The following is an 18,331-nucleotide window of genomic DNA, read 5'->3' on the forward strand; positions in this document are numbered from 1 at the left end:
GGAGAGGTGCAGACGATCACATTTCGCGCTCCTCTCCCTTGCATTTATGAACAATTGCTACTCTTAAAAATTTTTATTGTTCAACAATAGTTTATCGCTGGTTTTGTTGGCCGAATAAAAGTGTCACAGCAGGTCACAGAGGTTTCAAAAGCGTCGGTAAGCGGGTGGTTTCATATATTTATCCGACAAAGAGTGAATATTTATATGTTTTCTTGCTCTCGCCTTCCCTTGATCCAGCGCAGCGCCGGTTTTGCGCAAACTCGTACAATGGCGCTCCTTTAGCGGAGGAGCCATGCAGTTACACGAACTCGTCAATACATTCGGTCAGGATCTCAAACAGCGCCACGGCCAGAAGATCCACAAGCTCTCCATCCACGGTGCTTTTACCTGTCCCAACCGGGACGGCACTCTGGGGCGTGGCGGTTGCACATTTTGCAATGTCTCCTCGTTTGCCGACGAGTCGGCTCAGCAGCTCTCCGTCGTGCAGCAGCTGCTGGCCCGCCGGGATGAAGTGACCCGCGCCAAGCGCTATCTCGCTTATTTTCAGGCTTATACCAGCACCTACGCGGAGGTGGAGTACCTGCAGCGGATGTATGAAGAGGCCTTGTCGGTCAGCGACATGGTCGGATTATGCGTCGGTACCCGGCCCGACTGCGTGCCGGATGCAGTGCTGGATCTGCTGGCAGGCTATCAGGCCCGCGGTTACGAAGTCTGGTTGGAGCTGGGACTGCAGAGCGCCAACGACAAGACCTTGCAGCGCATCAATCGGGGGCACGGCTATGCTGCCTATGTCGATGCGGTTACACGGGCCCATCAGCGGGGGATCAAGGTGTGTACCCACCTTATCGTCGGCTTGCCCGGCGAGGTGCCGATGGACAGTCTGGATACCCTGCATCGCATCGTGGAGACGGGGGTGGAGGGGATCAAGCTGCATCCGCTCCACGTGGTGCAGGGCAGTATCCTTGGCAAGGCGTGGCAGGCAGGCAGGCTGGAGGTGCTGACTCTGGAGCAATATGTGGAGGCGGCGGTCGCCATGATCCAGCACACGCCCCCCGAGGTGGTTTATCACCGCATCTCGGCTTCGGCCCGCCGGCCGACCCTGCTGGCACCGGCCTGGTGCGAGAACCGCTGGACGGCCATGGCGGACATCGCCAAGGCATTGGAGAAGAGTGGCCCGCAAGGGCAGGCGCTGGGACGTCCCTTTACACTTTGCGTCCCATAATTGAGTTAGAAATTAATATTTTCTTAGTAAAACAGACGGTTATATAAAAAAGTTTGTATTTTTTAACTATAGTTTTGTCATCTTCAGGCTATTATAGTGATGCGCCGTGAGAACAAACGCTATCAAACAAGTCTGTTTTCATCCCGTCATGATGTGTAGCCAGTCATAGATATCCATCCCCTCTGTCTGCTGTGATGCACCATGAAGGGGGAGGGCTGAGCCGCACCTTTTTAGGAGTGCGGTCATCGGAGGAGGGCCATTGATGTCAGCCTTGGTCTGCTGAGCCGACATCCTGATGGTATCGTGGTGTTCTCTTTGAGTCGCTATGCCGGGGAATACGAACAGATGCGTTTCGTACCGACCTCATTTATGCCGTGACAGGATGCTATGCAAGCAGAAACTAGTCGTATCGATGAACTGTTGGAATGTCTGGTCTTTCTGACCCGCTTCTATGGTGTGCCCAATAGTCAGGATGCCCTGACAAACGGACTTCCACTGGTATCCGGTCGTCTGACCACCGCCCTGTTTAGCCGTGCGGCCGAACGGGGTGGCCTCTCTGCTCGCGAGGTCATCCAACCCCTCGAAGAGATCCCCCCCCTGCTGTTGCCCTGCGTGTTGCAGATGCAAAATGGCAGTGCCTGTATCTTGCTGGAGTGGAATGAAGACAGAAGTCAGGGGCGCGTCATCTTCCCGCAGGCAGGGGATGCGGCACAGTGGGTATCGACGCCCCAGCTGGGGGATGAATATCTTGGCCGCCTTTTCTATGTGAAAAAGCAGTTCAAGTTTGATGACCGCTCCCCCAAGGTGCTGGAAACCCGCAATGGGCACTGGTTCTGGAGTACCTTGTTCGAATCGCGCGGCATCTATCGCGATGTGCTGGTCGCTTCCATCCTCATTAACCTGTTTGCGGTGGCCAGTCCGCTGTTCACCATGAACGTCTATGACAAGATAGTGCCCAACCTGGCGTTTGATTCGCTCTGGGTGCTGGCTGTCGGGGCCATGGTGGTCTTTACCTTTGACTTTGTGATGCGCCAGCTGCGCAGCTACTTCATCGATATTGCGGGCAAAAAATCAGATGTGCTGCTGTCAGCAAAGATTTTCGCCAAGGTGATGGGGATGCGGATGGAGTCCCGCCCAGCCTCTACCGGGGCGTTTGCCAAACATCTGCAGGAGTTCGAGTCGGTGCGGGATTTCTTTACCTCCGCCACGGTGTCGACCCTTATCGATCTCCCCTTTGCGATATTCTTTCTCTTCATTATCTGGGTGTTTGCCGGCGTCATGGTGGTGGTCCCCATCGTCGCCATCCTGATCCTGATCGCATACAGCTTCTATATCCAGGGGCCCCTGAAGCAATCCATTGAAGAGGGATCGCGTCTCGCTTCCCAGAAAAACGCCAATCTGATCGAGAGCATCTCCGGGCTGGAAACCGTCAAGATCTTCGGCGCCGAGAGCATGTTCCAGCATCGTTGGGAGCAGGCAGTGTCCCACATCTCGACCTGGGGCGTGCAGACCCGGCGCATCACCAACGCCATGTCGTCCCTTGCCAGCTATATCCAGCAGATGGTGACCGTGGGGCTGGTGATCGTTGGCGTATATCAAATTTCCGAGGGGTTGGTCACCATGGGGGGCATGATCGCCGCCGTGATGCTCTCCAGTCGCGCCATCGCCCCCATGGTGCAGCTTTCCGTGCTCTCTACCCGCTATAACCAGGCAAAATCTGCGCTGGAGATACTCGAAAAGATCATGCAAACCCCCGGCGAGCAGGATGAGGGCAAACAGTATATTCACCATCCTGTCATCTCGGGGCGGATCGAGTTTGACAATGTTTCCTTCAAATATCCCGGAATGGAAACCAGTACCCTGCACAATATCAATTTGCGCATTCAGCCTGGTGAGAAGGTCGCCATTATCGGCCGGATCGGGGCAGGCAAGACCACGCTGGAGAAGCTGTTGATGGGGCTCTATCGACCCACTGATGGCTCTGTGCGTCTCGACGGATTCGAGCTGGATCAACTGCCTCCTTCGGTTATTCGCCGCAATATCGGTTGCGTGCCCCAGGACGTGGTTCTCTTTTTTGGCTCGGTACGGGACAACATCATGCTGGGCAACCCGCTGGTGGACGACGTGCGGGTATTGCGAGCCGCCAAGCGGGCAGGGGTGACCAACTTCACCAATCGGGATCCCAACGGGCTGGATCGCCAGATTGGGGAAGGGGGGCGCCAGTTGTCAGGGGGTCAGCGTCAGGCGATCTTGCTGGCTCGTGCGCTGCTCAATGATCCTCCCATTCTGGTGATGGATGAACCTACTTCCAACATGGACAACCAGTCCGAGATGCAGGTCAAACAGGAACTGGCCAGACTGGGGCCGGAAACGACTCTCATCCTGATCACCCACAAGACCTCCATGCTGGATGTGGCCAGTCGGGTGATTGTGATCGAACAGGGGCAGATTGTTGCCGATGGTCCCAAGGAGGTCATCTTGCAGCGGCTTAAAGAAGGCAAGGTCCGTGTGCAGGAGGTCTCCCATGGTTAAGGGATTGATGGACAGGGTGAAAGGCACCAGAAAATCCCCCTCTGGCGAGGTGTTGCCATCCCCCGAACACCTGGAGTTTGTTGACGACGGCGCTGCGGCGGTACTGCTGACAACCCCTACCCGGGCGAGGATCTTGCTGTGGTGTTGTTTCCTGTTCTTCATGAGCGCTATCGTCTGGGCGTCGTGGGCCGAACTGGATGAAGTGACGGTTGGGCAGGGCAAGGTCATCCCTTCCCGTCAATTGCAGGTGATTCAGAACCTGGAAGGGGGGATCGTCAAGGAGATCTTCGTCAAGGAAGGGGACATCGTTGAGAAGGGGCAGCCTCTGCTGCGTATCGACGACACCCGTTTTCGTTCCGATTTTCGGGAGCGGGAAAAAGAGCTGGTGACCCTGAAAGGGGATGTGGCGAGACTGCGTGCCGAGATGGCCAGCGTCGAGGTGAAAAACGATCCCGCACTGGGGTGGCGTGATCAGGTGACGGTGACAGAGGTGCCGATCCAGTTTCCCGAGGGTTATGAGAAGGTCTTCGTCGAATATGCGAACCGAGAGCGATCCGTGCAAAAGGCGCGTCTCAACAACCTGAAAAATCAGCTCTACATTCTTGGTCAACAAATCGAGCAGAAAGAGCAGGAGCTGATCGAGCTCAATGCCAAGATCCGCACCGTGAACCGTAGTGTGGATCTGGCCAGGCAGGAGCTGAACATCAGTCGCCCTCTGGCAAAAGAGGGGATAGTGCCGCAGGTGGAACTCATCAAATTGGAGCGGCAAGTGAATGATATGCAAGGGGAGCTGGAGAGTAACCGACTGCTGATCCCCAAGCTTAATTCGGTGCTGCGTGAGACCATTTTCAAACGCAATGATATCGCGCTCAAATTCAGGGCCGACTCGCAAACCGAGCTTAACGAGAAACAGGGCCAGTTGGGTCAGTTGTCAGAAGGGCAGGTCGGCCTGCGCGACAGGGTGGACAGAACCAGCGTGATTGCCCCTCTTAAAGGCACTATTAAAAAGCTCAAGATCAATACACTGGGTGGTGTGGTCCAGCCTGGGATGGATCTGATGGAAATCGTCCCCTTGGAAGATACCCTGCTGGTCGAGGCCAAGATTTCCCCGAAAGACATCGCATTTCTACGTCCGGGGCTGGATGCCGTGGTCAAGATCACCGCATATGATTTCACCATTTACGGGGGATTGCATGGTAAGGTTGAACAAATAAGTGCGGACTCAATCCAGGATGAGGAGGGGAATTCCTTCTATCTGGTTCGCGTGCGAACTGAAAAAAGTTACTTGGGCGATGAGCTAAACGCACTTCCCATCATCCCCGGTATGTTAGCCAGTGCGGATATCATTACTGGCAAGAAAAGTGTTCTAGACTATCTACTTAAGCCTATATTGCGGGCCAAACAGTCTGCACTTCGAGAACGATAAGCCAACAATCAGAAAACAAAACATGACTGGAGATAACATGAAAAAAACGATTGTTGCCATGCTGGTTAGTGGCGCCACTCTGCTGCCTGCGTTGGGACAAGCCCAAACGCTGGAGGAGTCGGTAGGACTGGCACTTTCCACTCACCCCAAGATTAAAGAAGCGTTTGATCTTTATCAGGCGCGTCTCTATCAACACGATGGTGCCAAGGGAGGCTATTATCCGACAATCGATTTGCGTGGTGGCGTAGGTTATGAAAAAACGGATAGCCCCTCGACTAGGCTCAATCCGAATAGCGATGACTCCATGACGCGTAAAGAAGCAGGGATCAGCTTGCGTCAGATGCTGTTTGACGGGTTCGATGTCAGCAACAACGTCTCCAGAACCGAGGCAGAAGCCAATGCCCAACGTCTGGCAATGATCTCCGAAGCCGAGAATACCGCCCTGCGGGTAGCCGAGGTATACCTCAACATGCTGCGCCAGCAGGAGATCCTGGAGCTCTCCAGACAAAACCTCGAGACTCATGAACAGATCCGCAGCGATATCCAGAAACGGACGGACTCGGGCTTGGGCTCAACCGCTGACCAGACCCAGATCGATGGCCGTGTTGCTCGTGCATACGCCAACCAGGCTGCTGCCGAGAACAACTACCGTGATGCGGAAAGTGAATTCATCCGCGTCGTCAACGAGGTACCAAAAGATTTGGTGCAGCCAGTGCCCAATGCCGAATTGCTGCCAGCCAGTCTGGACAATGCCCTCAAGGTAGCGACCGAAGTGCATCCAACCCTGCTCTCTTCCCTGCAGGATATCGAGGCGGCCAAATACCAGCATGAAGGTGCCAAATCCGGCTTCTATCCCAATGTTACCTTTGAGGTTGATCAAAACTGGAACGAAGACATCGATGGGGTGAAAGGTCGCAACGATGATCTTACTGCCATGGTTCGAATGCGTTACAACCTGTTCCGTGGCGGCTCTGATGTCGCTGAAAGCAATGCGACCTCGGCACTCTATTCCCAGGCGAAAGACATTCACCTGAATGCTTTTCGCCAGGTAGAAGAGGGCACCCGTTTGGCATGGAACGCCAAGGATTCATTGACCAAGCAGAAGACCTTTTTGAAAGAGCATGTGGACGCGAGCTACGACACTGTTCAGGCATACAAAAAGCAATTTGGTCTGGGTCAACGTACCTTGCTGGATGTGCTGAACACCGAGAATGAACTGTTTGAAGCTCGCCGCAGCTATATCACGGCAGAATATGATGCATTGCTGGCAGATTATCGCATCCTGAATGCGACTGGCAGCCTGCTTAATGCATTCAATTTCAAACAGCCGACTGAATGGCAAGCCAAGCAACAATAAGCTAGCGCTCTTTTCTCACCACAGAAAAATAGCGTCGGCGGGGTAGTTGTATTTATGCAGCTACCCTGCCCAAACTAAAACTGGCCGTGTTGTTCAGGAGTTCTCCACCCACGATGCAGCAGATGAACGATGAGACCTTCAGGTGTCTATCTGGCGATCACTCTGGAGCCCTGCCCCTTGTCTGCCGATATGTGAGTCGTGCTCTGCGCTATGTCTTGTGGCTATGGCTTCTTCCCATCTCCCTTCTTTTATCTGCCAGCCAACCGTTGAGCCAGGAAGACATCCAACTGGTCAAACGTGCTGAGCAAACCTATGGAGGACGGGCCGGGAAAAGGGTGACGACCTGGCGTACTCTGGTCGAGCAGAACCGCACTGCCGGCTTATCCGAGCGGCAGAAGCTGGAAAAGGTGAATCAGTTTTTTAACCAGATGCGTTTTATCGACGATAGCAAGTTGTGGCGCAAAAAGGATTACTGGGCAACACCACTGGAGTTTCTGGGGGCATCCGGAGGCGACTGCGAAGATTTCAGCATCGCAAAATATTCGACCTTGCTTGAATTGGGTATTCCAGATGAGAAAATGCGGATGGTATATGTCAAGGCTCTCGATTATAACCAGTTCCATATGGTCGTTGCTTATTATGAAACCCCTGCATCAGTACCGGTCATATTGGACAACCTGATTGGCTCCATTCGTCCGGCAACGCAACGACGGGATCTGGTCCCTATTTACAGTTTTAACGGTAGTCACTTGTGGTTGATGAAAGCGCGTGGCCAGGGTGAACTGGCCGGGCAATCATCTCGCTTGGGATTATGGAATGATCTACGCAATCGCATGACATCGGGGCGATTGGCTCGGCCTGTGATGAATTTGGATGACTAACCTATGACGCTCTATCGACAGTTATTGGCAACCATGCTGCTGCTGTTTGGATTGCTATTCGCGGCTACCTACTGGGTACAGTTCAATTCAACGCGTTCATATCTTGCACAGCAGCAGGAAACTACGGTGATCAACACCGCGACTTCATTGGGACTGGCATTGACACCTTATCTGGAAAACGGGGACAAGGTGGGGGCTGAGTCAGTGATCCGGGCCATTTTTGATGGTGGTTATTATCGCCAGGTTCGCCTGGATCTGCTTGCGTCCAAAGATGTGATTGAAGAGGAGAACACCAGCCGGATCCAGGGGGTTCCTGACTGGTTTATCGAATTGGGGCTGTTTCCGGAAGTATCCAATGAGTCAATTTTGACGTCTGGCTGGCTGCAACTGGGCAAACTCAAGGTGGTTGGCCATCCAGGACAGGCTTATCACGAGCTTTGGGTCGGGATGAGCGAGCTGGCGACCTGGTTTGTGGTTGGCTTCTTGATTACGACCATCCTGCTGATGCGAGCCCTCAATTTCCTGCTGAAGCCGCTTAAGCAGATTTGTGAGCAGGCGGTTGAAATTGAGCTGCACCATTTTGGTCATACCATCCCCGAGCCAAAAACCTATGAATTGAAACAGGTGGTGCAAGCGATCAATATTTTGTCCGGCAAGCTGGCTGTGCAATTTAAAGAGCAAGCCGATGAAGCTGAGAAATTGCGTGAGCGTGTCTATGTCGATGCCGTTTCGGGTCTGGGTAATCGGGCCTATTTTGTCGGGCAGGTAAACGCGTGGATTGCCGAAGCGGGGCAGGGCGGTGTGATGCTGGTTGCCGTCGACATACTTGAAGATATTTATCGGGAAGAGGGTTTTGCCGCCCGAGACAATATGGTCAAGTCGATTGCCCAAGTGCTGCAGGAGCAACTGCAAGGGTGGAGTGGGGCTGCAGTGGCCCGCATTTCTGCGACAGAATACGCCTTGCTTTGTCCAACCAACGATCTTGTTCAACTTAAAGAGCTGGCCCAGCTGATTAATACCCGTATTGCGGATCTGGTCGTCAATCCCATGGATGAAGGCAAGCCTCTTTCTGTGATTGGTATTGCTGGCCGGGATGGTAATGATGATCTCTCCGCCTTGCTGACCAAAGCTGATAATGCTTTGGGCAAGGCACGCAATGAGCGGCGCGGAGCAGTCGTGATGGAAGGAGGAAACAGTCAGGGCATGATGGGGCGCTTGGCATGGCGAGATCTGGTGCAAGATGCCATTGCCAATCACCTCTGGCGTTTCAAGGCACAACCCGCTTGTCGTTTTGATGATGGTGCTCGTCTGCATGCCGAGTTGTTTGCTTCCATTTCCCGCGATGGCAATGACTATTTCGCCGGACAGTTCATGCCGGCCATTGAACAGTTCCAGATGGGGAGTGAGTTTGACAAGGCCATTCTTGATGCCAGCACGGCATTGTTGCAGCGTGAGCCCGAGCTGACGTTGGCCATCAATATCACCGCAGGCGCTCTGTGTTCAGAGGTATTTTTAGGGTGGTTGCCTACCTTCCTGGCCAGCCATGATGATTTTCAGGAGCGTCTGCTATTTGAAATTCCGGAAGCTGCGATCGTGAAACACAAAGAACAAGTCACCGCTTTTGTGAATGTCTTGCGTGAACATGGCTTCGGGTGGGGAGTGGATCACTATGGTCGCCACTTCCAGTCTCTGGGCTATCTTGAAGAGCTGGCACCAGCTTATGTCAAGGTGGATCACGGTTATACCAGTCAAGTGATGGAGCCCGGGGCGGATACATCCTTCCTGGCGGCTGTATGCCGTGCCGCTCATAACGCCGGGGTGCTCACCATTGCGACCCGGGTCGAAGATCAGGAGCAGGTTGAGGTGTTGTCCCAATTGCATATCGATGGATATCAGGGATTCGTCCACCCAGCCTTTCCCTTGTCCTGAAAAATGACAAATGAGTCAATTGAAAGGCCCCATTGGGGCCTTTTTTATTGAAATGGATGAAGGAACAAGCCTGTTTATAGCAGCATTCGGAAGTCTGTGTCTCGTATGGGTATTGGTCAATCATTTGAAATATATAGAGAAAAATAATCCGTTCGATTTAATGCAATCGCCTTCAGTTTGACATGCTGTCCATATAAATTTTTGCAACGGTAAGGGTCACAGATAGCTTCTATGTTGTATGCATCAGGATCTGTCACCTTGGAGCAATGGATATGCGTACCCAAATCATCGACAAGACCGTTGTGGTCTCGGCCATTGAAGGCAAAGTGGAAATTGTATTGGCGGATGGCACTAGTCGGCCGCTACAAAAAGGTGAAATTCTGCAACCTGGGGCCAAGCTTAACATGGCTGACGACGCCAAATTGGTTTTGATGCCCTACGATGATACCCCCTCTCCTGCATCGCCTGATGCAACAGCTCCCGATGTTCCAGCATCAGGGCCGCAACAAACAGCTGAAGCTGGCACGGGATTACCTTCAGATATCGCGGCTTTGCAACAATCAATCTTGCAAGGGGTAGACCCGACGCAAAACTTTGAGGCGTCAGCTGCCGGTGGAGCACCTGCTGCGGGTGGTGGCGGGATCGGTGGTGTTGCGGGAACCAGTGGTAATGGTGGTTTTGTCACTATCGATCGGATTGGAGATGCCACGATTGCTGCAGCCGGCTTTGACACAACCTATCAGGCTGAACCCGTTGTCGACACCCAACAATTCGTAGAGCCATTGCTGGTTAATGAACTGGCTGACGAGGGTGAGCAACTGGTTGTGCCCGAAGATGGTGTATTGAATGGAAATTTACTGACCAATACTACAAATCCAGATGGTCCGAATGCAGCAACAGTGGTCAGCTTCAGCTGGGGGGACAATCTCAGTGTCACGGTAGGCACCAGCATCACGATTGATGGTATCGGCACCCTGGTGGTCAATGCGGACGGTAGTTTTACCTTCACCCCCGCGCCCAATTATGACGGTGCGGTTCCTCCAGTGATTTACAGCGTGACTGATGGTACAGATACGGTTCAGTCAACCCTCGTCATTTCAATTACACCTGTTGATGAACCCGTTGAACTGGGTGGTTTGGCGCTGGCAGGAGGAGAACTCACCCTTAATGAGGCAGCGTTGGCTGGCGGGAGTGCGCCTAATCCCTCAGTGCTGACACAAAGTAATGTCTTTACCTTCAATGCCCCAGACGGGGTGCAAAGCTTGACATTGGGTGGTGTCGCGCTGATTGCAAATGGACTGCCGGCCACAACCTTCCCTCTGACGATTGTTAGTCCGCTAGGCAATCAACTGGTCGTGACGGGAATTAATTTCAACTTGGTCACTGGGGCTGGTAGCGTGAGCTACAGCTACACCCTGCTCGACAATGAAAATCATGCCCAACCCACCAATGACGCTTCACTTGCAGAGAGCTTTAATGTCGTACTGATTGATACCGATGGTGATACCACCAATGGCTCCCTTGATGTCACGATCTTGGATGATGTTCCGAGTGCAGCAGTTGTTTCTGATTCTGATGGGTTAGGCGCTGTTTCAGTAGATGAAAGTCTGCCCGGCCTGGGTGGCGCCGGTAATGACGGGGTAGCCAGTGCCAGCTTGAGCGCGGCCGACGTGCAGGCCCAGTTCAACCCGGCCTTTGGTGCCGACGGGGCGGGCAGCATCGGCTACAGCCTGGCGCTGAGCGGCAGCAACGTGGCAAGCGGCCTCTATGCGGTAGATCCGCTGGCCGTCAACGGCCAGGGGGCGGCGATCCTGCTCAATCAGGTGGGCAACGTCATCACCGGCAGCGCCGGCGGGGTGGATTACTTCACCCTGACCATCAACCCGACCACCGGGGAAGTGACCCTGGCCCTGCTGGACAACGTCTGGCATGGCGACACCAGCAATGCAGATGACAGTGTGGCGCTGACGGTGGGGCAGAGCGTGCTGACCCTGGTGCAGACCGTGACCGACGCCGATGGCGACCGTGCCAGTGCGGCGGTGGATCTGGGTGCCAACAGCGTGTTCCGCTTCGAGGATGACGGCCCGAGCGTGACCATCAATGGGGTGGCGGACGGCAGTATCACCCTGACCACCCAGGATGCAGATACCATCGGGCCGAACACCGACACGGCCAGTGCCAGCTTTGCGGCGGCGTTCCTGGCAGCGGCGGTGCCGAACTATGGGGCGGACGGTCCGGGCACCACCACGGTGAGCGGCTACAGCCTGAGCGTGACCGACAGCAACAGCGGGCTGACCAGCAATGGGCTGGCCATCACCCTGACCAAGGTGGGCAACGACATCGTGGGCTCGACCGCGGACGGGGAGGTGTTCCGTATCAGCGTGGCGAGCGATGGCACGGTGACGCTGACGCAGTCGGCGGAGCTGGACCATCTGCCGGAGGACGTGGACAGCAGCAATGACAACAGCCTCATCAGCCTGGCCAGTGGCAAGGTATTGCTGAGTGCGACCGTGACGGTGGTGGATGGCGACAACGACACTGCGACCGGAACGGTGAGAGCGGACCTTGGCGGCAACATCAACTTTGAGGACGATGTGCCGAGCGTGACCATCAATGGGGTGGCGGACGGCAGTATCACCCTGACCACCCAGGATGCAGATACCATCGGGCCGAACACCGACACGGCCAGTGCCAGCTTTGCGGCGGCGTTCCTGGCAGCGGCGGTGCCGAACTATGGGGCGGACGGTCCGGGCACCACCACGGTGAGCGGCTACAGCCTGAGCGTGACCGACAGCAACAGCGGGCTGACCAGCAATGGGCTGGCCATCACCCTGACCAAGGTGGGCAACGACATCGTGGGCTCGACCGCGGACGGGGAGGTGTTCCGTATCAGCGTGGCGAGCGATGGCACGGTGACGCTGACGCAGTCGGCGGAGCTGGACCATCTGCCGGAGGACGTGGACAGCAGCAATGACAACAGCCTCATCAGCCTGGCCAGTGGCAAGGTATTGCTGAGTGCGACCGTGACGGTGGTGGATGGCGACAACGACACTGCGACCGGAACGGTGAGAGCGGACCTTGGCGGCAACATCAACTTTGAGGACGATGTGCCGAGCGTGACCATCAATGGGGTGGCGGACGGCAGTATCACCCTGACCACCCAGGATGCAGATACCATCGGGCCGAACACCGACACGGCCAGTGCCAGCTTTGCGGCGGCGTTCCTGGCAGCGGCGGTGCCGAACTATGGGGCGGACGGTCCGGGCACCACCACGGTGAGCGGCTACAGCCTGAGCGTGACCGACAGCAACAGCGGGCTGACCAGCAATGGGCTGGCCATCACCCTGACCAAGGTGGGCAACGACATCGTGGGCTCGACCGCGGACGGGGAGGTGTTCCGTATCAGCGTGGCGAGCGATGGCACGGTGACGCTGACGCAGTCGGCGGAGCTGGACCATCTGCCGGAGGACGTGGACAGCAGCAATGACAACAGCCTCATCAGCCTGGCCAGTGGCAAGGTATTGCTGAGTGCGACCGTGACGGTGGTGGATGGCGACAACGACACTGCGACCGGAACGGTGAGAGCGGACCTTGGCGGCAACATCAACTTTGAGGACGATGTGCCGAGCGTGACCATCAATGGGGTGGCGGACGGCAGTATCACCCTGACCACCCAGGATGCAGATACCATCGGGCCGAACACCGACACGGCCAGTGCCAGCTTTGCGGCGGCGTTCCTGGCAGCGGCGGTGCCGAACTATGGGGCGGACGGTCCGGGCACCACCACGGTGAGCGGCTACAGCCTGAGCGTGACCGACAGCAACAGCGGGCTGACCAGCAATGGGCTGGCCATCACCCTGACCAAGGTGGGCAACGACATCGTGGGCTCGACCGCGGACGGGGAGGTGTTCCGTATCAGCGTGGCGAGCGATGGCACGGTGACGCTGACGCAGTCGGCGGAGCTGGACCATCTGCCGGAGGACGTGGACAGCAGCAATGACAACAGCCTCATCAGCCTGGCCAGTGGCAAGGTATTGCTGAGTGCGACCGTGACGGTGGTGGATGGCGACAACGACACTGCGACCGGAACGGTGAGAGCGGACCTTGGCGGCAACATCAACTTTGAGGACGATGTGCCGAGCGTGACCATCAATGGGGTGGCGGACGGCAGTATCACCCTGACCACCCAGGATGCAGATACCATCGGGCCGAACACCGACACGGCCAGTGCCAGCTTTGCGGCGGCGTTCCTGGCAGCGGCGGTGCCGAACTATGGGGCGGACGGTCCGGGCACCACCACGGTGAGCGGCTACAGCCTGAGCGTGACCGACAGCAACAGCGGGCTGACCAGCAATGGGCTGGCCATCACCCTGACCAAGGTGGGCAACGACATCGTGGGCTCGACCGCGGACGGGGAGGTGTTCCGTATCAGCGTGGCGAGCGATGGCACGGTGACGCTGACGCAGTCGGCGGAGCTGGACCATCTGCCGGAGGACGTGGACAGCAGCAATGACAACAGCCTCATCAGCCTGGCCAGTGGCAAGGTATTGCTGAGTGCGACCGTGACGGTGGTGGATGGCGACAACGACACTGCGACCGGAACGGTGAGAGCGGACCTTGGCGGCAACATCAACTTTGAGGACGATGTGCCGAGCGTGACCATCAATGGGGTGGCGGACGGCAGTATCACCCTGACCACCCAGGATGCAGATACCATCGGGCCGAACACCGACACGGCCAGTGCCAGCTTTGCGGCGGCGTTCCTGGCAGCGGCGGTGCCGAACTATGGGGCGGACGGTCCGGGCACCACCACGGTGAGCGGCTACAGCCTGAGCGTGACCGACAGCAACAGCGGGCTGACCAGCAATGGGCTGGCCATCACCCTGACCAAGGTGGGCAACGACATCGTGGGCTCGACCGCGGACGGGGAGGTGTTCCGTATCAGCGTGGCGAGCGATGGCACGGTGACGCTGACGCAGTCGGCGGAGCTGGACCATCTGCCGGAGGACGTGGACAGCAGCAATGACAACAGCCTCATCAGCCTGGCCAGTGGCAAGGTATTGCTGAGTGCGACCGTGACGGTGGTGGATGGCGACAACGACACTGCGACCGGAACGGTGAGAGCGGACCTTGGCGGCAACATCAACTTTGAGGACGATGTGCCGAGCGTGACCATCAATGGGGTGGCGGACGGCAGTATCACCCTGACCACCCAGGATGCAGATACCATCGGGCCGAACACCGACACGGCCAGTGCCAGCTTTGCGGCGGCGTTCCTGGCAGCGGCGGTGCCGAACTATGGGGCGGACGGTCCGGGCACCACCACGGTGAGCGGCTACAGCCTGAGCGTGACCGACAGCAACAGCGGGCTGACCAGCAATGGGCTGGCCATCACCCTGACCAAGGTGGGCAACGACATCGTGGGCTCGACCGCGGACGGGGAGGTGTTCCGTATCAGCGTGGCGAGCGATGGCACGGTGACGCTGACGCAGTCGGCGGAGCTGGACCATCTGCCGGAGGACGTGGACAGCAGCAATGACAACAGCCTCATCAGCCTGGCCAGTGGCAAGGTATTGCTGAGTGCGACCGTGACGGTGGTGGATGGCGACAACGACACTGCGACCGGAACGGTGAGAGCGGACCTTGGCGGCAACATCAACTTTGAGGACGATGTGCCGACAGCCAAGGACAATAGCATCGTCATTACTGAGGCGGGCTTGCCGCCTTTCAACCTCGTCATGGTGATCGATACCTCGGGCAGCATGTTGTGGCAGATAGGTACGACGTCAAATGGCTCGCCAAACCGTCTGGAACTGGCCAAGGATGCCCTGAACCACATGATCGATTCGTATGTGGCGCTGGGGGTTCCATTGGTCATTACGGTCATTGATTTTGCCAGTGGTGCAGTCCTGATCCCGCAAACCAGTGATCCTGATGTGGCCAAGGCCAGCATTTCCGGTTTGCCGACGGATGGCGGTGGTACCAACTACAACGCCCCCCTGGTACTGGCGCAGAATCAACTGACAACGGATTTGGCAAACCCTGCCTTGGCCGGGTATGAAACCAAGGTCTATTTCCTGTCGGATGGTGCGCCCAATGAAGGCAATGTCCCCGCCGGCTGGACCAGCTTTGTGAACAACAACAACGTTGAAGTTTACGCCGTTGGTCTGAACGTGAGCGGCAATGCCTCGGCGATCGCCCAGCTGGGACTGGTGGAAGACAACGGAGATGCGGTGACGCTGGTCAACAATATCTATGACCTGGATGCCACTTTGCAGGCGACTGTGCCGCCTCCTGCCACTGGCAATGTGATCACGGATGTGGATGCGACTGCCGGCGTGGACAGTGCAGGCGCCGATGCCCCCGCAACCGTGTTCCAGGTCAGCTTCACCGTCAGCAATCCGGCTGCGTATGTGGGGGTTGCCGACAGCATCAATGGCAATGTCGTGACCTTCCTGGTGCAAGGAGGAACAACGGGTCCCATGACTACGCCTCTGGGTGGCCAGTTGGTGGTCAATGCCGACGGCTCCTACTCCTACACACCGCCCAATGATGTAGCAGTGGATACGTTGGAGACCTTTACCTACACCATAGTGGATGCAGATGGTGACACTTCCAGTGCCTTGCTGAAGATACTGGTGCTGGATACCACACCGATCACTGCCTCCGTATTCGAGGATGGCTTGCCCACCGGCCTGCCTGGCAACGACCCGTCTCTGACAACCGTGGGCGGCTCACTGGCCCATATGGTGATTGACAGCACCGGCGTCAGCTTCGGTGTTGGCAGCACAGCCGGCTTGCCGGCGTTGACCTCAGGCGGTGTGCCGATCACCTACAGCATCGTCCATGGTGTCGGGGTGGATACTCTGGTGGCCATGGCCGGCAGCAAACCGATCTTTACGCTGGCGGTGGAGGAGGATGGTGATTACACCTTCACCCTGCAGGGGCCGATAGATCATGCTCAGGCTGATGGCAATGATCTGGAACTGAAGGCGTTGAACCTCTCCAGTGCGATCACAGCCCATGAAGGACCGGACAATGTGACCCTGGTGCGGGATTTCATCGTTCAGGTAGAAGATGATGTGCCCCTTGTCATGACGCCCGCAATGGGAGTCATACTGAACCAGTCCGGGCTTACTGAGACCTTCCTGCTGGATGGCGATGGCTCTCTGTTGAACAACTACGGGGCTGATGGTGGTTCGATCCGCTTTGACAGCAGTCTGAATGGCAGCAGTGGCCTGACCTCGGGTGGCTTGCCCATCACCTACGCCTTGTCGTCGGATGGTATCACCCTGACTGCCACAACAGCGGCCGGCACTGTGTTCATTGCCACCCTGCAACCTGCATCCGGGACCTATCAGATCCAGATGATTGGCGAAGTGGACGGCGGGCAAACCACCATCGACTTCAACGGCGGGGGTTACGACTTCGTTGGCGGCAATGCGTCCTGGGCCGGTTTTAACACGCTAGCCAATGATGACAGCAAGGATCTGCTGCTGACGGCGATGACCAATGGTGTGGATGGCGGTACCGTCAACACCTCTGCCAACACGGGGGGGATCAGTAGCGGTTCATCCGTCGGGTCGGGTGAGGCGATGCGGATAGACTTTGTCATCGACCTGACCGGCAGCCCGGTCAGTGGTGGCTCCTACGGCGTCCTGGCGAACCAGACCCATGCCTTTGAGGCTCACTACGATGTAAATGGTGCCTCCGCCATGTTTACGGCGATCAATAGCAGCTCCAGTGTAAAACTGGTAGCCCGTCAGGATGTGGACAATGACAACGATATTGGCGATGGCAACAAGGAGTCGCTGACCGCCGTGGCGATCAGCTACAACGGTTCAACCAGGATTGTCAGTATCGGAGCCGGAATGTCTCAGGTTGTCTCGGTGGGAGGCCACAGCTTCACGGTCAACTTTACCGATGACGATCCGACCGCTGGCGTGGCTTATGTCGCGACAGTTGCCGGGGTGATCTCCAATACCAAACTGGCGGCGTATACCGCAGATGGTTACAACAGTCTGGAGTTCCACTATGCCGCAGGGAGCACCTTCAAGATTGGCGACTTCGGCTCCAGCGTGGCGACCCCGGGTATTCCGGTCAACTTGCAGTTGCCGGTCACACTGACGGACGGCGATGGCGATGCCGTTCACAGCAATATCGGTCTGAGCCTGCTGCCGGATGCCCCCTTTACCGTGGACTACGAAGACTCCGCCAGCGCGGTGAATGTGACCCTGACCAGTACGCAAGGGCACGCCATCGGGTCCGACTTTGGAGACAGCATCACGGGCAACAGCCTGGACAACATCCTGTCGGGTGGTGATGGTGATGATCTGCTGTACGGGATGGGAGGCAAAGACACTCTGGTTGGCGGGTCGGGCAATGATGTGCTGGATGGTGGCAGCGGCAACGATACCCTTTATGGGGAATCCGGCAATGACACCCTGATTGGCGGAATTGGCAACGACATATTGCAAGGAGGAGATGGCGACGATCTGTTGATCGGTGGTCTGGGCAGCGACACCATGACGGGGGGCGCTGGCAGCGATACCTTCAAGTGGATTGCTGGCGATGCGGATGGCAGTACCGACACCATTACCGACTTCACGCTGGGCAACCCGTCCAACGGGGGGGATGTGCTGGATCTGTCGGATCTGCTGGTTGGTGTCCCCTCGGGGTTCAACAACAATGATTTGGCCACGGTGCTCAACAACTATCTGCAGTTCGACACCACGACCAACAAGCTGACCATAGACACGAACGGATCGGCGAGTGGTGGCTCTCAATTGACTGTCCAGTTCCAGGGCAACCTGGATCTGGATCAAAACGGAGGGCTCACAACCAACCACGACATCATCAAGCAACTGCTGGATGACGGTAACCTCAAGGTTGATCCGTAGCCAGGAGTCGGGGCCAGGCCATGCTTGGCCCCTGTTTTTTATGACAGAGGATGGATAAGATAGCGGCGGTATAAAGGAGAGACA

Annotated in this window: 7 protein-coding genes; all 7 read left to right on the forward strand. The window is 56.6% G+C overall.

Annotated features, from left to right (window positions below; genetic code table 11):
• The first annotated feature begins 292 nt into the window (after positions 1-292).
• The 7 genes from LA321_RS14245 to LA321_RS14285 all read left to right on the forward strand — a co-directional run bounded on the left by LA321_RS14245 (position 293) and on the right by LA321_RS14285 (position 18,247).
• Positions 293-1,222 (forward strand): TIGR01212 family radical SAM protein, encoded by a 930-nt coding sequence (locus LA321_RS14245; protein WP_042071781.1) that lies wholly within the window; start codon positions 293-295, stop codon positions 1,220-1,222.
• A 387-nt stretch (positions 1,223-1,609) separates the two neighbouring features.
• Positions 1,610-3,754, forward strand: coding sequence for a type I secretion system permease/ATPase (locus LA321_RS14250; RefSeq protein ID WP_042071779.1), 2,145 nt, complete (start codon positions 1,610-1,612; stop codon positions 3,752-3,754).
• The gene (locus tag LA321_RS14255; protein WP_197064494.1) at positions 3,747-5,180 is read left to right on the forward strand and encodes an HlyD family type I secretion periplasmic adaptor subunit; all 1,434 of its coding nucleotides are present in this window, start codon (positions 3,747-3,749) and stop codon (positions 5,178-5,180) included. Before LA321_RS14250 ends, LA321_RS14255 begins: the two co-directional genes overlap by 8 nt.
• A 37-nt stretch (positions 5,181-5,217) precedes the next feature.
• Positions 5,218-6,537: a TolC family outer membrane protein gene (locus LA321_RS14260; RefSeq protein ID WP_042071778.1), complete on the forward strand. Its 1,320-nt coding sequence runs from the start codon at positions 5,218-5,220 to the stop codon at positions 6,535-6,537.
• A 122-nt stretch (positions 6,538-6,659) separates the two neighbouring features.
• Complete coding sequence (locus LA321_RS14265) at positions 6,660-7,418, forward strand: transglutaminase-like cysteine peptidase (RefSeq protein WP_082043413.1); 759 nt, start codon at positions 6,660-6,662, stop codon at positions 7,416-7,418.
• A gap of 3 nt (positions 7,419-7,421) precedes the next feature.
• Positions 7,422-9,347 carry an EAL domain-containing protein gene (locus LA321_RS14270; protein WP_042071776.1) on the forward strand — a complete coding sequence of 642 codons (1,926 nt, stop codon included), beginning with the start codon at positions 7,422-7,424 and terminating at the stop codon, positions 9,345-9,347.
• A gap of 272 nt (positions 9,348-9,619) precedes the next feature.
• Positions 9,620-18,247, forward strand: coding sequence for a retention module-containing protein (locus LA321_RS14285; protein WP_407929432.1), 8,628 nt, complete (start codon positions 9,620-9,622; stop codon positions 18,245-18,247).
• Positions 18,248-18,331: the final 84 nt, after the last annotated feature.

This window comes from Aeromonas enteropelogenes, from assembly GCF_020097295.1.
Lineage (GTDB): Bacteria > Pseudomonadota > Gammaproteobacteria > Enterobacterales > Aeromonadaceae > Aeromonas > Aeromonas enteropelogenes.